The sequence below is a fragment of the Rhodoferax sp. XS2R6 genome (assembly GCF_056521365.1).
The window spans coordinates 787,327-807,778 of record NZ_JBWMAY010000001.1 but is presented as its reverse complement, the minus strand read 5'-3'; the positions used below and the strand labels follow the sequence as shown (position 1 = coordinate 807,778).

Annotated in this window: 17 protein-coding genes; 8 read left to right on the top strand and 9 right to left on the bottom strand. The window is 62.2% G+C overall.

Annotation, left to right across the window (positions count from 1 at the left end; translation table 11 throughout):
- Nucleotides 1-61 precede the first annotated feature (61 nt).
- On the top strand, nt 62-442 hold the full coding sequence (locus tag AC097A_RS03795; protein ID WP_479619811.1) for a cupin domain-containing protein: 381 nt from the start codon (nt 62-64) through the stop codon (nt 440-442).
- On the opposite strand, the gene AC097A_RS03790 is transcribed toward AC097A_RS03795, so the two are convergent.
- The gene (locus AC097A_RS03790) at nt 439-978 is read right to left on the bottom strand and encodes a Rossmann-fold NAD(P)-binding domain-containing protein (protein ID WP_479619810.1); all 540 of its coding nucleotides are present in this window, start codon (nt 976-978) and stop codon (nt 439-441) included. The genes AC097A_RS03795 and AC097A_RS03790 overlap by 4 nt on opposite strands.
- A 43-nt stretch (nt 979-1,021) precedes the next feature.
- Nucleotides 1,022-2,803, bottom strand: a complete 1,782-nt coding sequence (locus tag AC097A_RS03785) for a DEAD/DEAH box helicase (RefSeq protein WP_479619809.1) — start codon at nt 2,801-2,803, stop codon at nt 1,022-1,024.
- A 293-nt stretch (nt 2,804-3,096) separates the two neighbouring features.
- Here AC097A_RS03785 and AC097A_RS03780 point away from each other — a divergent pair, with 293 nt between their 5' ends.
- The 3 genes from AC097A_RS03780 (at nt 3,097) to AC097A_RS03770 (ending at nt 9,450) form a co-directional block, all read left to right on the top strand.
- Complete coding sequence (locus AC097A_RS03780; protein WP_479619808.1) at nt 3,097-5,325, top strand: DUF1631 family protein; 2,229 nt, start codon at nt 3,097-3,099, stop codon at nt 5,323-5,325.
- A 74-nt stretch (nt 5,326-5,399) separates the two neighbouring features.
- Nucleotides 5,400-7,061, top strand: a complete 1,662-nt coding sequence (ettA, locus tag AC097A_RS03775; RefSeq protein ID WP_105262554.1) for an energy-dependent translational throttle protein EttA — start codon at nt 5,400-5,402, stop codon at nt 7,059-7,061.
- A gap of 37 nt (nt 7,062-7,098) precedes the next feature.
- Nucleotides 7,099-9,450 carry a DUF1631 family protein gene (locus AC097A_RS03770; RefSeq protein ID WP_479619807.1) on the top strand — a complete coding sequence of 784 codons (2,352 nt, stop codon included), beginning with the start codon at nt 7,099-7,101 and terminating at the stop codon, nt 9,448-9,450.
- On the opposite strand, the gene AC097A_RS03765 is transcribed toward AC097A_RS03770, so the two are convergent.
- Both AC097A_RS03765 and AC097A_RS03760 read right to left on the bottom strand, forming a co-directional pair.
- The gene (locus AC097A_RS03765) at nt 9,440-10,783 is read right to left on the bottom strand and encodes a TAXI family TRAP transporter solute-binding subunit (RefSeq protein WP_479619806.1); all 1,344 of its coding nucleotides are present in this window, start codon (nt 10,781-10,783) and stop codon (nt 9,440-9,442) included. The genes AC097A_RS03770 and AC097A_RS03765 overlap by 11 nt on opposite strands.
- 9 nt (nt 10,784-10,792) lie before the next feature.
- Nucleotides 10,793-11,311, bottom strand: coding sequence for a flavin reductase (locus AC097A_RS03760; RefSeq protein WP_315496632.1), 519 nt, complete (start codon nt 11,309-11,311; stop codon nt 10,793-10,795).
- Nucleotides 11,312-11,500: 189 nt separating this feature from the next.
- Here AC097A_RS03760 and AC097A_RS03755 point away from each other — a divergent pair, with 189 nt between their 5' ends.
- Both AC097A_RS03755 and AC097A_RS03750 read left to right on the top strand, forming a co-directional pair.
- Complete coding sequence (locus tag AC097A_RS03755; protein WP_315496633.1) at nt 11,501-12,238, top strand: M14 family murein peptide amidase A; 738 nt, start codon at nt 11,501-11,503, stop codon at nt 12,236-12,238.
- Between the two features lie 8 nt (nt 12,239-12,246).
- Nucleotides 12,247-13,701 carry a flavin-containing monooxygenase gene (locus tag AC097A_RS03750; RefSeq protein WP_479619805.1) on the top strand — a complete coding sequence of 485 codons (1,455 nt, stop codon included), beginning with the start codon at nt 12,247-12,249 and terminating at the stop codon, nt 13,699-13,701.
- Nucleotides 13,702-13,704: 3 nt separating this feature from the next.
- On the opposite strand, the gene AC097A_RS03745 is transcribed toward AC097A_RS03750, so the two are convergent.
- The 5 genes from AC097A_RS03745 to AC097A_RS03725 form a co-directional block, all read right to left on the bottom strand.
- Nucleotides 13,705-13,992, bottom strand: a complete 288-nt coding sequence (locus AC097A_RS03745) for a hypothetical protein (RefSeq protein WP_479619804.1) — start codon at nt 13,990-13,992, stop codon at nt 13,705-13,707.
- Nucleotides 13,993-13,998: 6 nt separating this feature from the next.
- Entirely contained in the window at nt 13,999-14,742 is a 744-nt protein-coding gene (locus AC097A_RS03740) for an amino acid ABC transporter ATP-binding protein (RefSeq protein ID WP_105262548.1), read from the bottom strand.
- Nucleotides 14,743-14,751: 9 nt separating this feature from the next.
- Complete coding sequence (locus tag AC097A_RS03735) at nt 14,752-15,855, bottom strand: amino acid ABC transporter permease (protein ID WP_105262547.1); 1,104 nt, start codon at nt 15,853-15,855, stop codon at nt 14,752-14,754.
- 10 nt (nt 15,856-15,865) lie between these two features.
- Nucleotides 15,866-17,041, bottom strand: a complete 1,176-nt coding sequence (locus AC097A_RS03730; protein ID WP_479619803.1) for an amino acid ABC transporter permease — start codon at nt 17,039-17,041, stop codon at nt 15,866-15,868.
- A gap of 114 nt (nt 17,042-17,155) precedes the next feature.
- Nucleotides 17,156-18,190: an amino acid ABC transporter substrate-binding protein gene (locus AC097A_RS03725; protein WP_105262545.1), complete on the bottom strand. Its 1,035-nt coding sequence runs from the start codon at nt 18,188-18,190 to the stop codon at nt 17,156-17,158.
- Between the two features lie 298 nt (nt 18,191-18,488).
- On the opposite strand from AC097A_RS03725, the gene AC097A_RS03720 reads away from it, so the two are divergent.
- Complete coding sequence (locus tag AC097A_RS03720) at nt 18,489-19,352, top strand: ion transporter (protein ID WP_479619802.1); 864 nt, start codon at nt 18,489-18,491, stop codon at nt 19,350-19,352.
- A gap of 24 nt (nt 19,353-19,376) precedes the next feature.
- The gene (locus AC097A_RS03715; RefSeq protein ID WP_479619801.1) at nt 19,377-20,399 is read left to right on the top strand and encodes a methionine synthase; all 1,023 of its coding nucleotides are present in this window, start codon (nt 19,377-19,379) and stop codon (nt 20,397-20,399) included.
- The last annotated feature ends 53 nt before the right edge of the window (nt 20,400-20,452 follow it).

Here is a 20,452-nt window from a genome sequence, read left to right as displayed (position 1 = left end):
GCTGGGTTAGCGTTGGGGAATAATGGCCGGCATTGTTCCCCAATCAAACACCAACTCCACCATGGCCACTTTCACCAAAGTCATTCTGTTCACCGACACCGACGGCCGTGCCCGCTTCAAGGAAGAGGCCGTGCCGCTGGAGCAGGGCACGCCACAGGCCTTGCTGTCCGATGTGTTTGCCTCAGGTGGCTACCAGCTGCGTATCAGCCCCGTGGGTTTTCGCAGCCAGTTCCACTGCTCGGGCCACACGCAGTGGTGCTTCATCCTGCAGGGGCAAATGGAGATCGGTGTGCACGGCGAATCGCGCATCTTCAAACCTGGTGAACACTTCTACTCCGCCGACTTGCTGCCCGAAGGCGCCACATTCGATGCCGCCATCCACGGCCATTGGAGCCAGCAGGTGGGGCCGGATGCGCTGGTGACCTTGTTCGTGCGCGGCTAACCCCTGCTTGCGGCGCCTTGCAGTGCGCCTGACGGAATGCGTTGCACGCCGGGCCGTCCGGCCTTGACGGCCTGCACCAGTCCAGCCGCCACGTCCTTAACCTGGATTGAGCGGTAATTGGCCGGAATCAGCGGCCCCAACCAGCGCGACACATTGAGCGCCCAGATTTCGCCCCTGCGTACCGGCTGGTCCAGCGAAGCGCGGTTGCCCGCCAGCATGGACGGCTGCGCGATGGATACGCTTGGGTAGCCGATGGAAGACACGGCAGCCTCCATCTCGCCCTTGGTCCGGTTGTAGAAAATGCCCGATTGGGCGTCGGCGCCCATGGCACTCACCACTCCTAATTTGGTAGCGCCTTGCGCATAGGCTGTGCGGGCTACAGCCACAACTGCCTCAAAGTCCACGGCGCGAAAGGCCTGCTGGCTGCCCGCCACCTTGATGGTGGTACCCAGACAAATAAAAACATCGTCGGTTCGCGGCAGCTCGGGGAGCGCCGCGAAGTCGACGATGTGTTGGGTCAGCTTGGGGTGGGTCAAGGGCAGTATGCGCCGCCCCAGACTGTGCACCGCGCTGGTGTGCTTATCGGCTAGAAGAGCCGCCAGAACCTCGCGGCCCACGAGACCCGTTGCCCCCGCCACCAAAGCCACCCGAGCGACCGCCGCCGCCGAAGCCTCCGCCGCCACCACCGTATCCGCCACCGCCATTGCCGCCTCCGTTGCGGTTGCCACCGCCGTAACTGCGGCGAGCGCCGCGTTCGGCCATCATATCGACGCTGGTGCGCATCGGGTCAGGCTGACCGGCAGGTGCGCGCGGTGCACGGGGTTCGTTGGCAAAGCCAGCGGGCTGGCCCATGCCGGGACCGCGGCCACGGCCTTGGCCCTGGGGAGGACGTGCGCCTTGCGAGCGTGGAGGCTGGAATTCGCCGCTGCGGTCGGCACCACGGCCTTGGCCGCCACCATTACCGCCGCCGTTTCCACCGCCATTGCCGCGTGGTCCCTGGCCGCCACGGCCACCACCATTACCGCCGTGACCACCACCATTGCCACCGCCGCCGGAGCGTGCGCCGCCCTGGCCGGCCTTGCTGTCACGCACGCGTTGCAGCATTTCGGTGCGAGCGGCCTTGGCAGCCGCCTGCATCACGTCACGGCTAGGGGGCTTGCCTGCGCCGCCCCAGATGGTCTGGCGGCCCATGGCGATGGGTTCGCCCTTTTCGCCGGGTTCGGGGCCAAAGCCGTCGATGACCTTGACGTCAATCTTCTGCTTGGTGAAGCGCTCGATGTCTTGCATGAAGCCTTCTTCATCCAGGCACACCAGGTTCACCGCGGCGCCATCGGCACCGGCGCGGCCGGTACGGCCAATGCGGTGCACATAGTCTTCGCTCACGTTCGGGATTTCGTAGTTCACCACGTGCGGCAGGTCGTCAATGTCGATACCGCGGGCGGCAATGTCGGTGGCCACCAGGGCGCGCACATCGCCGCTCTTGAAGCCCGACAGCGCCTGGGTACGGGCGGCCTGGCTCTTGTTCCCGTGCAGCGCCATGGCGGTGATGCCGTTCTTTTCCAGGAATTCGGCCACGTTGTTGGCGCCAAACTTGGTACGGGTGAACACCAGCACCTGGCTCCAGTTTTGCTCGTTGATGATGTGGGCCAGCAGGGCCTTTTTCTTGCCGCGACCCACGGGGTGGATCACTTGCGTGATGCGCTGCACCGTGGTGTTGCGCGGTGTCACCTGCACGCTTTGCGGGTTCTTCAGCAGGCCATTGGCCAGCTCGCGAATTTCATCGCTGAAGGTGGCCGAGAACAGCAGGCTTTGCTTTTCCTTGGGCACCAGGGCCAGCACTTTCTTCACGTCGTGGATGAAGCCCATGTCCAGCATGCGGTCGGCTTCGTCCAACACCAACATTTGCACTTGACCCAGGTCCAGCATGCCTTGCTGGGCCAGGTCCAGCAGACGACCGGGAGTGGCCACCAAAATGTCCACGCCCTTTTTGACCTTGGAGATTTGCGGGTTCATGCCCACGCCGCCAAAGATGACGGTGGAGGACAGTTGCAGGTACTTGCCGTACTGGCGCACCGACTCTTCCACCTGGGCGGCGAGTTCGCGGGTGGGGGTCAGCACCAGGGCACGGATGCCGGTGCCGCCAAATTTGTTTTGCGCGCTGCGGCTCATGGAGAGGCGGTGCAGCAGGGGCAGGGTAAAGGCTGCGGTCTTGCCGGTACCGGTCTGGGCGCCGCCCAGCAGGTCATGGCCTTCCAGCACCAGCGGAATCGCCTGGGCCTGAATCGCGGTGGGGGTCTCGTAACCTTGCTCACGCACGGCTTTGACAATGGCAGGGGCCAGGTTCAGTTCTTCGAAGTTCATTGGATAGATGCGTCCGTCCGGGACGCTTGGGAATCGGCCGTTCTGCAGGCACAAAGGCCGGCAGTCAGTCAAAGGCAGATGGATTCAAAAGTGGGACGCCCTGTGTCGTGGGGTCCCCAGCAAGGTGCTGGTATTGCGGGCAACTGAAGCGCCGCAATGGGCCGTATTGTCGCATGCATTGCCTTGGTGGCCTAAAAGAGGTGTTGCAAGGACCTCAAAACACGGGCTGAGCGCCGTAACAATCTGTCACGCTACTGGTGCAAACGGTCAGGGTTGTGGAGAATGGGCGCACGATGAAGAAATACCTGTTGCGGCGCCTCGGCGTGGCCCACGATCCGGGAGCGACCAAGCCCTCGCTGCAGGCCTGCATCGAGGTGGTGCTGGAGCAAAGTGATGCGGTGATCGACGACATCATCGCCGGCTTGCAGCTGGCAACCTCCGAGGCCCATAGCAAGAAAGGCCTGCACGCCCGCCAGAACCCCCAGCGCCGTGCCGTGGTGGATGCCTTGGCCCAACAGAAAAAAGAATTCCAATACGCCTTTTCCACGGCCTTGCGTTCCGCTGTGTACGGCGGCACGGCGCGGCATCAATCTCCCCCGGCCCGGGTGCGCTTCGATGACTTCCAGTTTCTGGAGGAGGAGCAGATCGACGCCAATATCGAATTGGCCATGACCGAGCAGGAAGTCCTGCTGTCCGTGGACACGGTGTTGCCGGCTTTCAATGGGCTGGTAAGCAGCTTGTTGGGTTGGAGCAGCGTGCAAGCCCACCTGAACCCGCTCAAACCCGAAAACTTTGTTTATGCGCTGCGCGAGTCCTTGGCCCAGTGCATTCCGGCGGATGAGGCCCGCGCTGGTGTTATGGGGCCTGCCGCCAGCTTGTTGGGGGCGGCACTGGCCCAGCTGTACCGCGAAATGGTGGACTGGTTGCGTTCCCAAGGTGTGGAGCCCGTGGTGCCCCTGACGGGTGGCACCGGTCCGTTTGGTGCGCCGGTGAAGGGGGCTGAAAACTCGGTCACCCGTACGCTGCTCACGCTGGACAAGCTGCGTCGCCTGCTGTCCGGTGAGCTGGACCCCAGCGGGGCCGCGGCCGGCGTCAAAGACTTTACCCACACGGTGCCTGCCTCGTTTGAAGCGCTGGAAGACATGAAGTTGGTCGAGCCCATGATGAAGCGCTTGGCCGAGCGCGCGCGCTTGGCCAACCCGGAGGGCCTGCCCGGGGCGCCCCCTGCGGTGGCCCCGCGTGTGTCCAAAGAAGCGGTGCGCAGCAAGGCCCTGGGCCAGCAGCTGGGGGAAGAGGTCGTGCGTCTGATGCTGGACAACCTGATGCAAGACCGGCGCATGCTGCCGGGCATCCGCCAGAACCTCAAGGCCATGGAGCCGGTGTTGTTGCGCTTGTCGCACACTGACCCGCGTTTCTTCAGTGAGAGAAAACATCCGGCGCGCCATTTTCTGGACAAGATCACGAGCCGCAGTCTGGCCTTTACCTCGGTCGAGGAGCCTGGTTTTACGCGGTTTCAGAAGACCCTGGACAACGCCGTCAGCGTGCTGTCGGGAGGGGAGGGCGATGCGAACGCCTTCGCCCGTTTACTGCGCAAACTCGAAGACGGCTGGGCGCAGGAAGAACACCAACATCGCCAGCGTGCGGAAGAAGCGGCACGCAGCCTGCTGCATGCTGAACAGCGCAATATGCTGGCCCAGCGGTTGTCAGAAGAATTCATGGGGCGGGTGGGCAGCAAGCGTGTGCCGGAGCTGGTGGTGACTTTTCTGCGTGGCCCCTGGGCCCAGGTGGTTGCGGAGTCGCAGCTGCGCTGTGCCGATGGCTCGCAGGACGCTGATGGTTACTTCGCGCTGGTGGACGACCTGATTTGGAGTGTGCAGCTGCGCCTGACCAGCCGCAACCGGGCGCGCCTGGTGGACATGGTGCCGCAAATGCTGGTCAAGCTACGCCAAGGGCTGCAGCGTATCGATTACCCCGAAGACCGCATTCCACCGTTCTTCGACGGTCTGATCAGCATCCACGAGCAGGCTTTTGAGGCTGGGCGTGTGGCCGCGACAGAGGGGGGCACCACGCCTGCCCTGGTGCCCAGGGTGGATGCCGCAGAGCTTCAGGTGCCCGACGATGACGAGCTCTGGATGGCGGACGACGAGGTGGCGGACTCTGGCTTCATGCGCGACAGCGAGGAGTTGCCGCCTTCCATGCCTGATGCTCCCCAAGCGGCAGATCCGGCCCTGCAAAACACCTGGGCTGCCGAGAGTCTGGGCACCGGGTCCTGGGTGGACCTGGCGCTGGATGGTGTCTGGGTGCGCGCCCAGTTGACCTGGGCCAGCCCGCACCGCACCTTGTTCATGTTCACCTCTGCGGGCGGGGGGGCGCACTCCATGTCCCGCCGCACGATGGACCGTCTGCGCGACATGGGCCTGATCCATCTGGTGTCCGACGGCCATGTGATGGACAACGCCCTGGATGCCGTGGCCCAGGCCGCCCTGCGCAACGACCTGGAAAAGGGCGAAGCCAGCACCTGAAACGCTGGGTGTGCGGGCGCTTGGGGGTGAGGCAGTCGATAATGGCGGTTTATCGCTGAAAAAATCGAATCGCAATGGCCCAATACGTTTTCTCCATGAACCGCGTCGGCAAGATCGTGCCGCCCAAGCGGCACATTCTTAAAGATATCTCCCTGAGCTTCTTCCCGGGCGCCAAAATTGGTGTCTTGGGGACCAACGGCTCCGGCAAGTCCACCTTGCTCAAGATCATGGCCGGTGTGGACAAGGAGATCGAAGGCGAAGCCATCCCCATGGCGGGTCTGAACATCGGTTACCTGCCCCAGGAACCTCAGCTGGACCCCACCCAGACCGTGCGCGAAAGCGTGGAAGCCGGCATGGGCAAGGTATTTGCCGCCAAGGCCCGCCTGGAAGAGGTCTACACCGCCTATGGCGCGGAAGACGCCGACTTTGACGCGCTGGCTGCCGAGCAGGCTGAGCTGGAAGCCATCATTGCCACCGCCGGCACCGACTCCGAGCACCAACTCGAAATCGCCGCCGACGCGCTGCGCCTGCCACCCTGGGACGCCAACATTGGCGTGTTGTCCGGCGGTGAAAAACGCCGCGTTGCGCTGTGCCGCCTGCTGCTGTCCAAGCCCGACATGCTGTTGCTCGACGAACCAACCAACCACTTGGACGCCGAATCGGTGGACTGGCTGGAGCAGTTCCTGCAGCGCTACTCTGGCACCGTGGTGGCCATCACCCACGATCGCTACTTCCTGGACAACGCGGCCGAATGGATTTTGGAACTCGACCGTGGCTCCGGCATTCCGTACAAGGGCAACTACTCCGACTGGTTGACGCAAAAGGGCGCGCGCCTGGAAGCCGAACAAAAGGGCGAAGAAGCCCGCGCCAAGGCCTTGAAGAAGGAATTGGAATGGTCACGCCAGAACCCCAAGGCCCGCCAGGCCAAGAGCAAGGCCCGTCTGGCCCGTTTTGAAGAACTGAGCGACTTCGAATACCAGAAGCGCAACGAGACCAACGAAATCTTTATCCCCGTGGCCGACCGCCTGGGTAGCCAGGTGATTGAGTTCAAGGGGGTGAGCAAGTCCTTTGGCGACCGTGTGCTGATCGACAACCTGAGCTTCAATATTCCTGCCGGCGCCATCGTCGGCATCATCGGTCCCAACGGTGCCGGTAAGTCGACACTGTTCAAGCTGATTGCTGGCAAGGAGAAACCAGATTCTGGCGAAGTCGTGATCGGCTCTACCGTGAAGATGGCGTTTGTGGATCAGCACCGTGATGCACTGTCCGACGAAAAAACCGTGTGGGAAGACGTGTCCGGTGGACTCGACATCCTGAACGTGGGCAAGTTCCAGATGGCCAGCCGCGCCTATTGCGGCCGCTTCAACTTCAACGGTGGTGACCAGCAGAAGAAGGTGGGCATGTTGTCCGGCGGTGAGCGCGGCCGTTTGCACCTGGCCAAGACCCTGATTGCGGGCGGCAACGTGCTGATGCTCGATGAACCGTCCAACGACTTGGATGTGGAAACCCTGCGCGCCTTGGAAGACGCGCTGCTGGAATTCGCTGGCACCATGCTGGTCATTTCCCACGATCGCTGGTTCCTGGACCGTATCGCCACGCACATTTTGGCGGCCGAAGGTGACAGCCAGTGGACCTTCTTTGACGGCAACTACCAGGAGTACGAAGCCGACAAGAAGAAGCGCCTGGGTGAAGAGGGTGCCAAGCCGAAACGGATGCGCTACAAAGCACTGAAGTAAACGACCGTTTTCCGCCGTCCAACCAGGGCCCATTGCCATGACCGTGCCTTCTCCCCACTATGCCGCGCTGTACCAGGCCACCATTGAGGACGCAGCATCCGGTGGGCAGGCCATTATGGGCAAACTGGTGGCGGCGGTGCGCAAGTCAGTGCAGGAACGTTTGGGCTCCGCACGCGACTACCGTGAGCGTGAGGTGCATGAAGACTCCCTGAAGCTTTTGCATGCACAGGAGCCTGAGTTGCGCCTGCAGTATCCACAAGCCTTGTTGGCAGCCTTTAGTGGCCCCGTGTCATCCCCCAAGACCACCGTCCTGAGCATGGCCGAGGTGCAGTTTGACCAGCTCGAACTGATGGATGAAGTTCAGGTTCAGGAAAGCGTGACCATGGCACGCGCGCAGCAAATGGCCATGCTGGCCGCCGAAGCCAGCCTCACCGAGCTCAACACCCTGATTTGCGCCACCCTGGGGCTGGCGACCGTCCGTCCGGAGCGCAACCCCCTGCGCCCCGACGTGTATTTGCAGGCGCTCAAATTGGTGGTTGAGCGCACGCCTGTGCCGGCCGCTATGCGCCTGGACTGGCTCACCACCATGGGCGTGGCCCTGGGGGCTGAGCTGCGCGAGTTGTATACCCGCTTGGCCGCCCGCATGCGGGTGGAGGGTGTTGTTGCCGCTGGTTATGCCGTGGTGCCCACGCCCGGTGCTGGGGTGGGCAAGGCTGCTTCTACGAATGTGTCACACGGCACGCCGGGCAGTACCGAGCGTGAAGCCCAAATTGCAGCCGAGTTGCGCGCACGCCGTGCCGCAGATCCTGCCTTGCTGACCCTGGACCGTTTGCGCAAACTGCTGTCGGGGGAGCTGGACGCTCAGGGCACGCCCCACCGGGTGGCGGCCTTTGCGCAGCAGTTTGCCCGTGAGTTTGAAGGGGAGGCCCTGCTGGCGCCCCAGGCCCCGCAGGATGGCGGCTTTGCCGCGACCGTGCCCGCCGCTTTCGAGGCCTTGACCGAAATGAAGCAGGTGGACCGCGTGGTGCAGCGCCTGGAGCAGCGTCGCGGCGCGCCGGTGCGCATGGCGCAGGCCGGTGCAGTGCAGCTGGCCTGCGAGGCAATCCGACGCAGCGCTAGCGGTGTGGCCCAGGCCCTGAGCCTGGAGGTGGTCAACCTGATGGTGGACAACATTGCGCGCGACCCACGCCTGCTGGTGCCCGTGCAGGAGCTGGTGCGCAGCCTGGAGCCTGCGCTGATGCGTTTGGCGTTGGTGGATCCACGGGTATTTACGGACAAGGCGCATGCTGCCCGTGGCTTGGTGCAGGAGATCACGCACCGCAGCCTGGCGTTTGCGACCGAGCAGACGACCGGGTTTGCCGGTTTCTACCAGGAGGTTCGGGACGCGGTTGCGCCCTTGACCGAAGTGGATGTGCAGGGCCCAGAGCCTTTTGAAATTGTGCTGGCTCAGCTGCGCGCCTCGTGGGATGCGGCGGCCAAGGCGCAGGAGGCCTCGCGTGCGCAGGCCATGCAGGCACTGCAAAAAGCCGAGCAGCGCAACCTGCTGGCCGAAAAGATTGCCCGTGAAATCGACTCCCATCCCGATGCGGCCCAAGTCCCCGAGGTTGTGATTACTTTCTTGTGTGGCCCGTGGGCCCAGGTGGTGGCGCAGGCGCGCCTGCAGGGCGGCACAGGCTCCAGCGCGGCCGACAAATACCAGGCCTTGATCTCGGCCATGTTGTGGAGTGCCCATCCGGAGTTGGCTCGCACCAATGTCACCAAACTCACGCGCCTCGTACCGCTGTTGATCAGCACTCTGCGCGAGGGGTTGGAGATCATCCGCTACCCGGCCACCAAGACCAGCGTTTTCCTGGAGGCCCTGATGGGCTTGCACCAACAGGTGTTTCGTTCTGCCGCCAAAGCGGAGCCCGCTGTGCCGCCGGTTGACGCGCCGCTGCATGTGCATAAAACACGGCCGGTGGAGGATGGTGACCCTTGGGTCGCTCCCGAAGAGGCACGCGAGTCCAACTTCATCGAGTTGCCCGAGGAGCCAGAGGCCGGTGCCCCGGTGGCGGTTACAGACACGGCGGCGGCTGGTGCGCAGCCAGCCGTGCTGATGCCTGCTGCCGGTACCCTGGCAAGTGGGGCTGTTTTGCCCCTGGGTTCTTGGGTGGAGTTGATGACCAACGGAGAGTGGGTGCGCACCCAGCTCACCTGGGCCAGCCCGCATGGCACCTTGTTCCTTTTTACCAGTGTGTATGGCACCACACAGTCCATGACGCGCAGAACCCACGACAAGTTGGTGGCAGCAGGGCAACTGCGCATGATTTCCGGTCAACCCGTGGTGGACGGCGCACTGGATGCGGTGGCCCAACAGGCCATGCGCAATAGTCTGGACTCTACGCTGTAAGCAGGCGCTGGCGCACCAGGCCAATGTGGTTGCGCAGGGTGTAAAGCTCGTCGGTGTACGAGAGCGGAACGATGATTTTTTCTACCTTGCTCTCCAACGCATTGAGCTCCGTCAAAAGCTCGGGTGCACTGCCCGGCGACTCTTCTAACCGCTCTTCGATTTCGCGCAGCTGGCCGTACCAGCGGAACACGCGCGAGCGAACCCGGAAGGCGTAGAGCGGCGGGGCTATCTTGCCCAGCGGCAGCAGCACGGCAATGATCAGGCCTAGCGCCAACCACATACGCTCGATCAGGTTGGCCAGCGTGAAGGGGATGTAGCGTTGCAGCGAGGGCACGCCCGTGCGCATGGTGCGTTCTGCCTCGGGTGCGAGGGGGTACTCGGCGTTGCCAGCATTGGGGAATTCACGTGCCCGGTTGAACCAGCCCGCCTGGCCATGGATCTGCATGGCCGCCTGCGACAGCAACTGGCGCAGCGCCGGGTGCACGTCGTCGCGCGCCAGCATGCTGGTGGTGGTGGCAATCAGGTGCACATCCTGGGTGGGGAGTTTGCGGGCCAGGTCCACAATGCCATTGGGCAGGGTGGCAGGCGTCACAAAAGGCAGTCGACGGGCATAGGCCTCATTTTGGTGAAAATCCATCAACCGAATGCCCGGTGTTTGCAGCAGCATTTGCACAATGGGAGCTTCCGGGGCGGATGCAAACACCACGGCATCGAGCTGCCCTTGCAGTAGTTTGACGGTGGCAGGGGTTTGGTCCAGCTGTGACAGCGTGATGCTCTTGGGGGCAACGCGGTTCATGTCCAACAGGGTTTGCATCAGCGTGGGCACGCCGCTGCCAGCGGCGCCTACGTTGACCCGCATATGGGCCAGCTGTGTCAGTGAGCTGAGTTGTCCGCTGGGTGTTACTGCCTGGGCGGAGGCGCTGCGGTAGAACAACCAGATCGGCTCTACAAACAGATTGCCCAGCGTGACCAGTACTTCTGCGTCTTCGGCCTGCGCCTGGGGCGAGGTCGTTCCGCCTTGCACAAAGCCAGCATCGGCCTGCCCGCTGTGCAACAGCTCCAGGTTGGCAGAAGAGCCATCGGTCGTGAGCAGCTCGACCTCGATGCCACTGGCTTGCAAGGCCTTGGCGTAGCGTTGGCCAAAATCGGCGTAAGCACTTTGCGCGGGACCGGTAGCGAGGGTGATCTTCTTGGGCGGCATCGGGTCCAACCACCAATAGGCCAGCCACAGCAAACCTGCGGCGGCGATGACAAATGGGCTGGCCGATGTGAGCAGGTCGCGCAGCGACAACAGCACATAACGCACGGATTTGGGCAACTGGGGCAGCTTCATGGCGGCAGACTAGAGCGGGTGCTCGTTGTAAAAACGGCCACCGTGGTACAGCAGTGGCGAGGCACCTGCCCGGTGGTGGCAGCGCTCTACCTCCCCTACAAAAATGACATGGTCGCCTTCCTCGTAGCGGCTGCGGTTGAAGCATTCAAACGTAGCCACTGCACCTTCCAGCAGCGGCGCACCGCTGGCGCCTAACGCGAAGGCCACACCGTGGTAGCGGTCCACATCTTTGGCGGCAAACTGGCGGGCCAGTGCCTGCTGTTCGGCGCCCAGGATATTGATGGCGTAATGCGAGCCTGTGCTAAAGGCCGCCATGGAGCCGGCACTGCGGGCCAGGCTCCAGAGTACCAAGGGGGGGGTCAGCGATACCGAATTGAAAGAGTTGGCGGTGAGGCCGACCAGCTCGCCTTGGGGCGTGCGGGCCGTGACGATGGTGACGCCGGTGGCAAACATGCCCAAGGCCTCGCGGAACTCTGTGGTCGAAAAATCTGGGGGACGCGCCTGTTGCGTCGTGGTGGGGGAGCGCATCTTCGCAATTTAACTGGTTTTGGCCGCTGCCTTGCCCTGTCGGCCCGCAAAAGCGCTGGTCAGCGGGCATCCTACAATGGAGTCATGCGATTTCAAACCTGTGCATCCTTGGTTTTTGCTATGTTTTCTATAGCTGCTCACGCAAATACAACAAGGGCTTGCGTCGATTATGCGTCAAAAATACCAAGTGTGACGCCCGCCTTGTGCGAGGCCGCTGGCATGCGGGACATGCAGGGCCGCTCGGTCAAAGGGCGCGTATTGTGGGGGACCGATATCCAACCCGCGGATGCCAACTTCCGGGTTCTGGTGGTGGGCGGCATCCACGGCGATGAAATGTCCTCCAGCTCGCTGGTCTTCCACTGGATTGGTTTGGCGCAGAATCCGCCGTCTGACATGTCCTTGTCCATCCATTGGCGCTTTATTCCTTCGCTGAATCCGGATGGCCTGTTTGCCAAACCCTCCCGGCGCACCAATGCCAGTGGCGTGGATCTGAACCGCAACTTCCCCACACCCAACTGGGCGCGTGACGCCCGCATGTACTGGGAGTCCCGCACCAAACGCGACCCGCGCCGTTGGCCTGGCAACAAACCCTTGTCAGAACCTGAGTCGCGCTTTTTGCTGGAGCAGATGGACAGCTTCAAACCCAATTTGATTGTGAGTGTGCATGCCCCGTATGGGGTGCTGGACTTCGACGGCCCCTCGGTGCCACCTAGCAAACTGGGGCGCCTGTACCTGGACCAGGTGGGCATCTTCCCGGGTTCTCTGGGCAACTATGGTGGTATCCACAAACGGGTGCCAGTGGTCACCATTGAGCTGCCCAGCGCCTCGCGCATGACCCAGGATGCCGAGACGCGGCAGATGTGGATGGACCTGCTGCGCTGGACCTCCGAGCGCCTGGGGCCCGCCCAGGTTGCCAAAACTCCCTGAGGCCCTCCATGCTGGACGTCCTGATTGTGGGAGCGGGTTTAGGCGGTTTGGCAGCCGCCATTCGCCTGCGAGCCAGCGGGGTGCAGTCTTTGTTGGTACTGGAGCGTGCCCGCGAAGTAGGCGGTACCTGGCGGGACAACGTCTACCCCGGTTGTGCCTGTGACGTGCCCTCGCACATGTACTCGTTCTCCTTCGAGCCCAATACCGAATGGACACGCCCCTACCCGCAGCAGGCCGAGATTCAGGACTACATCCTGCGTGTGACGGACAAGTACCAGCTGCGCCCCCTGATCCGCTTCGGTACAGAGGTCACGGCGCTGCGCTGGCGCGCAGAGGCGAGCTGTTGGCAGGTTGAGGTGGCAGATGGTGAACCCTTGCAGGCACGCCATGTGGTGCTGGCCACCGGCCCTTTGAACAAACCCTTGGTGCCAGACATTCCGGGTGTGCAGGACTTTGCGGGCGTGGCCTTCCACTCCAACCAATGGCGCCATGACGTAGACCTGCGGGGCCTGCGTGTGGCTGTGGTGGGTACGGGGGCCAGTGCGGTGCAATTTGTACCGGAGATTGCCAAGGTGGCGGCGCAGGTGCATGTGTTCCAGCGCACTGCGGCCTGGGTGCTGCCGCGCTGGGACCGGCCGTATGGGACATTCAAACGTTGGGTCTACCGCTATGTGCCGGGCTTGCAGCGCCTGAGCCGCTGGCGGGTGTATTGGTTCAACGAAGTGGTTGGCATGGGTTTTATGGGGTCCCTGCGCATGCAGGCGCTGCTGCGCAAGCTGGCCTTGCACCATGTGGCGCGCCAGGTGCGCGCACCTGCCATGCAAGCCGCGCTGACCCCCCATTTCAACCCGGGCTGCAAACGCCTGTTGATCTCCAATACCTGGTTCCCAGCGTTGCAGAAAGAGCATGTGCAGTTGCACACCCAGGCGGTGGCACGCGTGACGCCCGAGGGGCTAGTGGGGGCGGATGGCACCCTGACCCCCTGCGATGTGATTGTGTGGGGCACGGGCTTCAAGGCCACCGAGTTTGTGGCCCCTATGCAGGTGTTTGGCGAGGCAGACGACGGCGTGGTGCCAGAACTCAGCGCCCGTTGGCGCACTGCGCCGGCCGCCACCAAACTGGGCATCACAGTGGCTGGTTTTCCCAATCTGTATTTGCTGGTGGGGCCGAACACGGGCCTGGGGCATAACTCGCTGATTTTTATGATCGAGTGCCAGGTGCACTACATCGTGCGGGCCTTGCAACACCTGCGTCGCACGGACCAACAGGTTTTACGCTTGCGGGCCGCAGTGGCGGATGCCGACTATCGCCAGGTGCAAGACAAGATGCAGAGCACGGTGTGGGCCTCGGGTTGCCACAGCTGGTACCAAAACGCGCGGGGCGACATAGACACCCTGTGGCCGGGATACACGTGGCAGTACTGGCTGCAGACCCGCCGTTTCAAGGCAGACGACTACCTTTGACGCTTACGCGGCAGGGTCGAGTTGGCCGCGCGCCTTGTCCAGCCAGATCTGCAGGTTGTCGAGCAGGCCCTGCTGGCTGAAGGAGCAGCTCTCCTCACTGAACAGCGCACTGGATTCCAGCCGGTCCAGCAGCTGCAGCAAGACTTCGCGGTAACGCGGCCCCAGGGCTTCGAGCAAGGCCTCTTGGGTACGCCCCAGCTCCGACAAACCGTGCGCACCCAGTACGCCCGCGCGCAACTGGGTGAGGCCGGTCTGCAATGTCTGCCATTGCGCAAGCGCGGTGGAAGACATGCGGGTTTAGTGGCCCAAAATCTTGGACAAGAAGTCCTTGCTGCGCTCGCTCTGCGGGTTGTTGAAGAACTCGTGCGGCGTGTTCTGTTCCACGATCTGGCCCTGGTCCATGAAAATCACACGGTCGGCCACGGCCTTGGCAAAGCCCATTTCGTGGGTCACGCAGATCATCGTGATGCCTTGGTTGGCCATCTCGATCATCACGTCTAGTACTTCCTTGATCATCTCGGGGTCGAGCGCCGAGGTAGGCTCGTCGAACAGCATGATCTTGGGTTTGAGGCACAGCGCGCGCGCAATGGCCACGCGCTGCTGCTGGCCACCAGACAGCTGCAGCGGGTACTTGCTGGCTTGTTCGGCAATACGCACGCGCTTGAGCTGCTCCATCGCCTTTTCTTCGGCTTCTTTCTTGGGCATCTTGCCCACCCACATGGGCGACAGTGTCAGGTTTTCCAGCACCGTAAGGTGGGGGAACAGGTTGAATTGCTGGAACACCATGCCGACTTTTTTGCGCACGTCGTCAATCGCTTTCACGTCGTCGGTCAGCTCCACGCCGTCCACGGTCAGGTTGCCTTGCTGGTGTTCTTCCAAGCGGTTGATACAACGAATCAGCGTGGACTTGCCGGAGCCCGATGGGCCGCAAATCACGATGCGTTCACCCTTGGTGACGGTCAGGTCGATATCGCGCAGCACGTGGTAGTTATTGCCGTACCACTTGTTGACTTTGTTGAAGGTGATGATGGGTTCAGACATATTCGTTCCTTAGCGGAGTTTGCTTTTGTTGACTTGCTTTTCGATCCACAGGCTGTAGCGGGACATGGCAAAGCAGAAGCCAAAATAAATCAGGGCGATGAAGAGGTAACCTTCGATCTTGAAGGGGCGCCAGTCAGCATCCGAGTTCAGGGCCAGGCTCATGGCACCGGTGAGTTCGTACAAACTCACGATGGTGACCAACGACGTGTCCTTGAAGGTGGAGATGAAGTTGTTCATGATGCCCGGCACCACCATGGCCAGGGCCTGGGGCAACACAATCTTGCGTTGGGTCTGCCAGTAGCTCAGGCCCAGCGTGGCGGCGGCTTCAATCTGGCCCTTGGGCACGGCCTGCAGCCCACCGCGAATCACCTCGGCCATGTAGGCTGCGGCAAACAGGGTGATACCGGCCAACACACGCACCAGCACGTCGATATTGAAGCCCTGCGGCATCAAGAGCGGGAACATAAAGGACGCCATGAACAGCACCGAGATCAGTGGCACGCCGCGGATCAACTCCACATAAATGGTGCAAAAGGTCTTGATGGCGGGCAGCTTGGAGCGGCGGCCCAGCGCAATCAGCAAGGCAATGGGGAAGGCCATGGCCATGGACAGCGAGGCCAGCAGAATGGTCAGCGGCAAGCCGCCCCAACGGTCGGTTTCCACGCGGCTCAGGCCCAACATACCGCCGTACATCACCACAAAGAAGAAGGCCAACACCGCAATCCACAAGGGGACCAACCATGCCTTCCAGAAGGCGCGCATGCAGCTGCCTGCGAGCAGAGCACACAGCAGCAGGGTCGATATGAGGGGGCGCCATTGCTCCTCGAAGGGGTAGCGGCCAAAGATGATGATGCGGAATTTCTCCGCCACCACGCCCCAGCAAGCGCCAGCACCCTCGGCATTGCACAGTTCAAATTGCGGTGTCCAAACGGCACTGAACAGAGCCCAATGCAGGAAAGGTGGCAGCACCTTCAGCAGCACGGCCGCTACCAGCAGGGTGCCCACCGTGGTCTTCCAGTCACCAAACAGGTTGCTGCGGATCCAGGCCACCAGCCCTTCCGTTTTCACGGGGGCGGGGCGCGCAGCGATAGGTTCAAAAGTAGTTGCGCTCATGGTCAGGTCTTTAGCGTTCTTTGATGGCGGAGCGTGTGTTGTACCAATTCATCGCAACCGATGTGAACAGCGACGTGCTCAGGTACACCAACATGATGATGGCAATACATTCCACAGCGCGGCCGGTCTGGTTGATGGCGGTGTTGGCAATCGACACCACATCGGGGTAACCAATGGCCACCGCGAGCGAGGAGTTTTTGGTCAGGTTGAGGTACTGGTTGGTGACGGGCGGGATGATCACGCGCAGCGCTTGCGGCAACATCACCAGACGCATGGTCTGGCCGCGGGAGAGACCCAGAGCCGCTGCGGCTTCCGATTGGCCCAGGGCCACGGACTGGATACCGCCACGCACCACTTCGGACACAAAGGCCGCGGTGTACACCGTCAGGCCCAGTAATACGGACAGATATTCCGGTGTTAGCGCGCCACCGTTTTCCACGGCAAAGTCGCCTTGCACCGGCATGTTCAGGGCGGTGGGCGCACCACCCAGAATCCAGCCCAGCAGACCACAGGCGAGCACGATGGCCACAGGAACCCAGAACGTGCTCTTGGCCTTGCCGGTGGCCTCAAACGCACGGTAAGCCCATTTGCGGTACAGCCAGGCTGCCACCACGCCAGCCAGCAGACCCCAGGCACCCCACACATGGCCACTGGCCCATTCGGGGATGGGGAAGTTCAGCCCGCCCTTGCTCAGGAACAGTGGCCCCAGTGTCAGGGGCTCGTTCGATGCGGGCAGCACTTCCGTGAACAGCAGGTACCACATCAGCAATTGCAGCAGCACCGGGATGTTGCGGAAAAATTCCACATACACCGCACACATGCCGCGGATCAGGGCGTTGCGCGAGAAGCGCCCCACGCCAATGAGCACGCCCAGCAAGGTGGTGAGGATGATGCCCACCACCGCCACGCGCAGGGTGTTGACAAAACCGACCAGGTAGGCGCGCCAGTAGGACTCGCCCGAATCGAAGGCAAACAGGCTTTCGCCAATGTCAAAGCCGGCAGGGCTGGACAAAAAGTCAAAGCCGCTCTGGATGCCACGCAACTTCATGTTGGTGGTCGTGTTGTGGGCCAGGTACAGCACCGTGACCAAAACCACCACGATGGCGATCACTTGGTACAGCAGGCCGCGAAACGCCTGGCTGCGCCAGGACCACGATTTCTTGGGAGGAGAGGAGGGGGTGGACATAGCGCCCTTTGATGAACTAGAGAATCACGCAACCAGTTGAAAAGGGCAGCGCATGGTGTCTGCGGCTGCCCTTTTTCAGAACGAAGCCAGTGTTAACCGCTTCGCAACACCGACTTAACGGACGGGAGGTGCGTACTGCACGCCACCCTTGTTCCACAGGTTGTTCAGACCACGTGGCAGTTGCAGAGAGGACTTGGGTCCGACGTTACGCTCGAAGATTTCACCGTAGTTGCCGGTGGTCTTCACTGCGCGTGCCAGCCATTCCTTGTCCAGACCCAGCAGCTTGCCGGTGTCTTCGGTGGAACCCAGCAGGCGGCCGATCACGGGGTCCTTGCTGCTGGTCTTCAGGTCGTCCACGTTGGCGGAGGTCACGCCTGCTTCTTCGGCTTCCAGCAGACCGTAAATGGTCCACTTCACGATGGTGGTCCACTCGTCATCACCGCGGCGCACCATGGGGCCCAGGGGCTCTTTGGAGATCAGCTCGGGCAGGATGATGTGGTCAGCGGGGTTCTTGGCCACCTTGTTGCGGGTCGATGCCAGGCCGGACGCGTCGGTGGTGTAAGCCACGCAACGGCCAGCGAAGTAGGCACCTTCAGCGGCTTCGAGCTTTTCAAACACGATGGGCTTGATACCCAGGCCGTTGGCCTTGGAGTAGTCGGTCAGGTTCTTTTCGGTGGTGGTGCCGGACTGCACGCACACGGTCTGGCCCTTGAGCTGCTTGGCGCTCTTGAGCTTGCTTTTCAAGGGGACCATGAAACCTTGGCCGTCGTAGTAGGTCACGGCGGTTTGGGTCAGGCCCAGGGAAGCATCACGGGTCAGCGTGAAGGTGGTGTTGCGCGACAACACATCAATTTCGCCAGACTGCAGGGCGGTGAAACGGGCTTGCGCGTTCAGGGGAACGTACTTCACTTTTTCGCCATCACCCAGCACCGCAGCGGCCACGGCGCGGCACACGTCCACGTCCAAGCCTGTCCACTTGCCGTTGGAATCGGCAGCACCGAAACCGGCCAGGCCTGTGTTCACACCGCAAACCACTTGACCACGCGCCTTGATAGCGTCCAGGGTTTTACCGGCGTGCGCGGGTGCAGCCAATACGGCGCCCAACGCGGCGACCACGGTGGCCAGGGTTTTCAGTTTCTTGATGCTCATAAATAGTTTCTCCAAATAAATGAATCAGCAGGGTGCACCACATTGGTGTCTGCCACCCGATTCTGACGCTGAACTGTAGCGCCGGTGGGCAAGTGCCCTCATCCGGGTTTACCATCGAGGCGGATGCAAAAAAGTCATAACCTGATTCTTGGGCATCCAGCCTCTCCGTACCAAATAGTTAGCAGAATCCATGCCACGAACGCCCACTTCTGGCGCATGGCTATGGTTCTTTCGCATAAGGTTATGCGCATTGTGTTGTGGGTGTGGCGCGGGTGCTGCACAGGGCAGAATCGCGGCCATGCGAACCTCTGAAGATTTCACGCTGGGCAAGCCCTTACAAGGCTGGCGCCTGCGCCTCTACACCATCATTTTTGAGGCCGACACCCGCGCCGGCCGTTTGTTCGACCAATGGCTGATCGCGGTCATCCTCGCCAGTGTGGTGGCGGTGGTGGTGGACAGCGTGCAGGGAGTGGGGGAGCGCTACTACCCCTGGTTTACGGCGCTGGAGTGGGTGTTTACGGTGGCCTTTACGCTGGAGTACCTGGCGCGCCTGGCCTGTGTGCGCCACCCCTGGCGTTACGCGCTGAGTTTTTATGGCGTGATTGACCTGCTGGCCCTGCTGCCCACCTATGTGGCGCTGCTGGTGCCGGAGGTGCATGCGCTGATTGATGTGCGGGTGCTGCGCCTGCTGCGGGTGTTCCGCGTCTTCAAGCTCACGGCCTATGTGTCCGAGTACCAGTCGCTGGGGCGCGCCCTGGCAGCGAGCCGGCGCAAGATCATGGTGTTCCTCTCGGCCGTGCTGATGATTGTGCTGGTCATGGGCACGCTGATGTATGTGGTGGAGGGGCCGGCCAACGGCTTCACCAGCATTCCCACCGCGGTGTACTGGGCGGTAACGACCATGACCACGGTGGGTTTTGGCGACATTACTCCCAAGACCGACCTGGGCCGGTTTATTGCCTCTTGCATGATGTTGCTGGGCTGGGGCACCTTGGCCGTGCCCACTGGCATCGTCACCGCCGAGATGACGGCCCGCCGGGCCGCTGAGCCCACGACCACCCGCACCTGCCACGAATGCCTGACCGAGGGCCACCAGCCCGAGGCCCGCTACTGCCTGCACTGCGGTGCCCACTTGCCCGCCTACCTGCGCGAAAACCCCTGACCCCTATAACCACAAGGAGACACCATGTTCGAAACCGCTATCGCCGGCAGCCTACCCAAACCCGCCTGGCTGTCAGAGACCGAAAAACTCTGGCCCCAGTGGAAGCTGGCCGGCCCCGAGCTGCAGCAAGCCAAAGCCGATGCCACGCTCTTGTGGATCAAGGCGCAGGAGGACGCGGGCTTGGACGTGGTGGGCGACGGTGAGCAAAGCCGCCAACACTTTGTGCACGGCTTTCTGGAGCAGGTGGACGGCATCGACTTTGAAAACAAGGTCACCATGGGTATCCGCAACAACCGCTACGACGCGCAGGTACCCCAAGTGATTGCCGAACTGCGCCTCAAGGGCCGCGTGCATGCCTTCGAGGCGCAACTGGCCCGTGCCCACACCAAGAAGAAACTCAAGTTCACCCTGCCCGGCCCGCTGACCATTGTGGACACCGTGGCCGACCGCTTCTATGGCGACAAGAAGAAGATGGCCTTCGCGTTTGCCGAGCTGCTGAACCAGGAGGCACTGGCGCTGCAGGCCGATGGGGTGGACATCATCCAGTTCGACGAGCCGGGCTTCAACGTTTACATGCAAGACGCGGTGGACTGGGGCGTGCAGGCTCTGGAGATTGCGGCCAAGGGCCTGACCTGCACCACCGCCGTGCACATTTGTTACGGCTACGGCATCAAGGCCAATAACGACTGGAAGGAAACCCTGGGCCAGGAGTGGCGCCAGTATGCGCAGGTGTTTCCCGCGCTGGCCGCCAGCAGCATTAAGCAGGTGAGCCTGGAGTGTTACCACTCGCATGTGCCGCCTGACCTGATGGCGCTGCTGAAAGACAAGGACGTGATGGTGGGCGTGATCGACGTGGCCAGCGAGGTGATTGAAACGCCCGAACAGGTGGCCGACACCATAGGCATCGCGCTGCAGCACGTGCCGCGCCACCGCATCTTCCCTTGCACCAACTGCGGCCTGGCCCCCATGAGCCGCGAGGTAGCGGTGAAGAAGCTCCAAGCGCTGGCACAGGGCGCGGCGCTGGCGCGGCAGCGCTACGGAGCGTGATTTAACACGTTTTAGGCCTCTAGCCCATGTGGATACTGCGCAGACAGCTACTA

What these genes read in the sequence shown, in the direction of transcription:
- AC097A_RS03730 (WP_479619803.1), bottom strand. Translation starts at nt 17,041, where the DNA reads ATGTCCACCCCCTCCTCTCCTCCCAAGAAATCGTGGTCCTGGCGCAGC.
- AC097A_RS03740 (WP_105262548.1), bottom strand. Translation starts at nt 14,742, where the DNA reads ATGTCTGAACCCATCATCACCTTCAACAAAGTCAACAAGTGGTACGGC.
- AC097A_RS03725 (WP_105262545.1), bottom strand. Translation starts at nt 18,190, where the DNA reads ATGAGCATCAAGAAACTGAAAACCCTGGCCACCGTGGTCGCCGCGTTG.
- AC097A_RS03795 (WP_479619811.1), top strand. Translation starts at nt 62, where the DNA reads ATGGCCACTTTCACCAAAGTCATTCTGTTCACCGACACCGACGGCCGT.
- AC097A_RS03780 (WP_479619808.1), top strand. Translation starts at nt 3,097, where the DNA reads ATGAAGAAATACCTGTTGCGGCGCCTCGGCGTGGCCCACGATCCGGGA.
- AC097A_RS03750 (WP_479619805.1), top strand. Translation starts at nt 12,247, where the DNA reads ATGCTGGACGTCCTGATTGTGGGAGCGGGTTTAGGCGGTTTGGCAGCC.
- ettA (WP_105262554.1), top strand. Translation starts at nt 5,400, where the DNA reads ATGGCCCAATACGTTTTCTCCATGAACCGCGTCGGCAAGATCGTGCCG.
- AC097A_RS03765 (WP_479619806.1), bottom strand. Translation starts at nt 10,783, where the DNA reads ATGAAGCTGCCCCAGTTGCCCAAATCCGTGCGTTATGTGCTGTTGTCG.
- AC097A_RS03745 (WP_479619804.1), bottom strand. Translation starts at nt 13,992, where the DNA reads ATGTCTTCCACCGCGCTTGCGCAATGGCAGACATTGCAGACCGGCCTC.
- AC097A_RS03735 (WP_105262547.1), bottom strand. Translation starts at nt 15,855, where the DNA reads ATGAGCGCAACTACTTTTGAACCTATCGCTGCGCGCCCCGCCCCCGTG.
- AC097A_RS03785 (WP_479619809.1), bottom strand. Translation starts at nt 2,803, where the DNA reads ATGAACTTCGAAGAACTGAACCTGGCCCCTGCCATTGTCAAAGCCGTG.
- AC097A_RS03720 (WP_479619802.1), top strand. Translation starts at nt 18,489, where the DNA reads ATGCGAACCTCTGAAGATTTCACGCTGGGCAAGCCCTTACAAGGCTGG.
- AC097A_RS03760 (WP_315496632.1), bottom strand. Translation starts at nt 11,311, where the DNA reads ATGCGCTCCCCCACCACGACGCAACAGGCGCGTCCCCCAGATTTTTCG.
- AC097A_RS03770 (WP_479619807.1), top strand. Translation starts at nt 7,099, where the DNA reads ATGACCGTGCCTTCTCCCCACTATGCCGCGCTGTACCAGGCCACCATT.
- AC097A_RS03715 (WP_479619801.1), top strand. Translation starts at nt 19,377, where the DNA reads ATGTTCGAAACCGCTATCGCCGGCAGCCTACCCAAACCCGCCTGGCTG.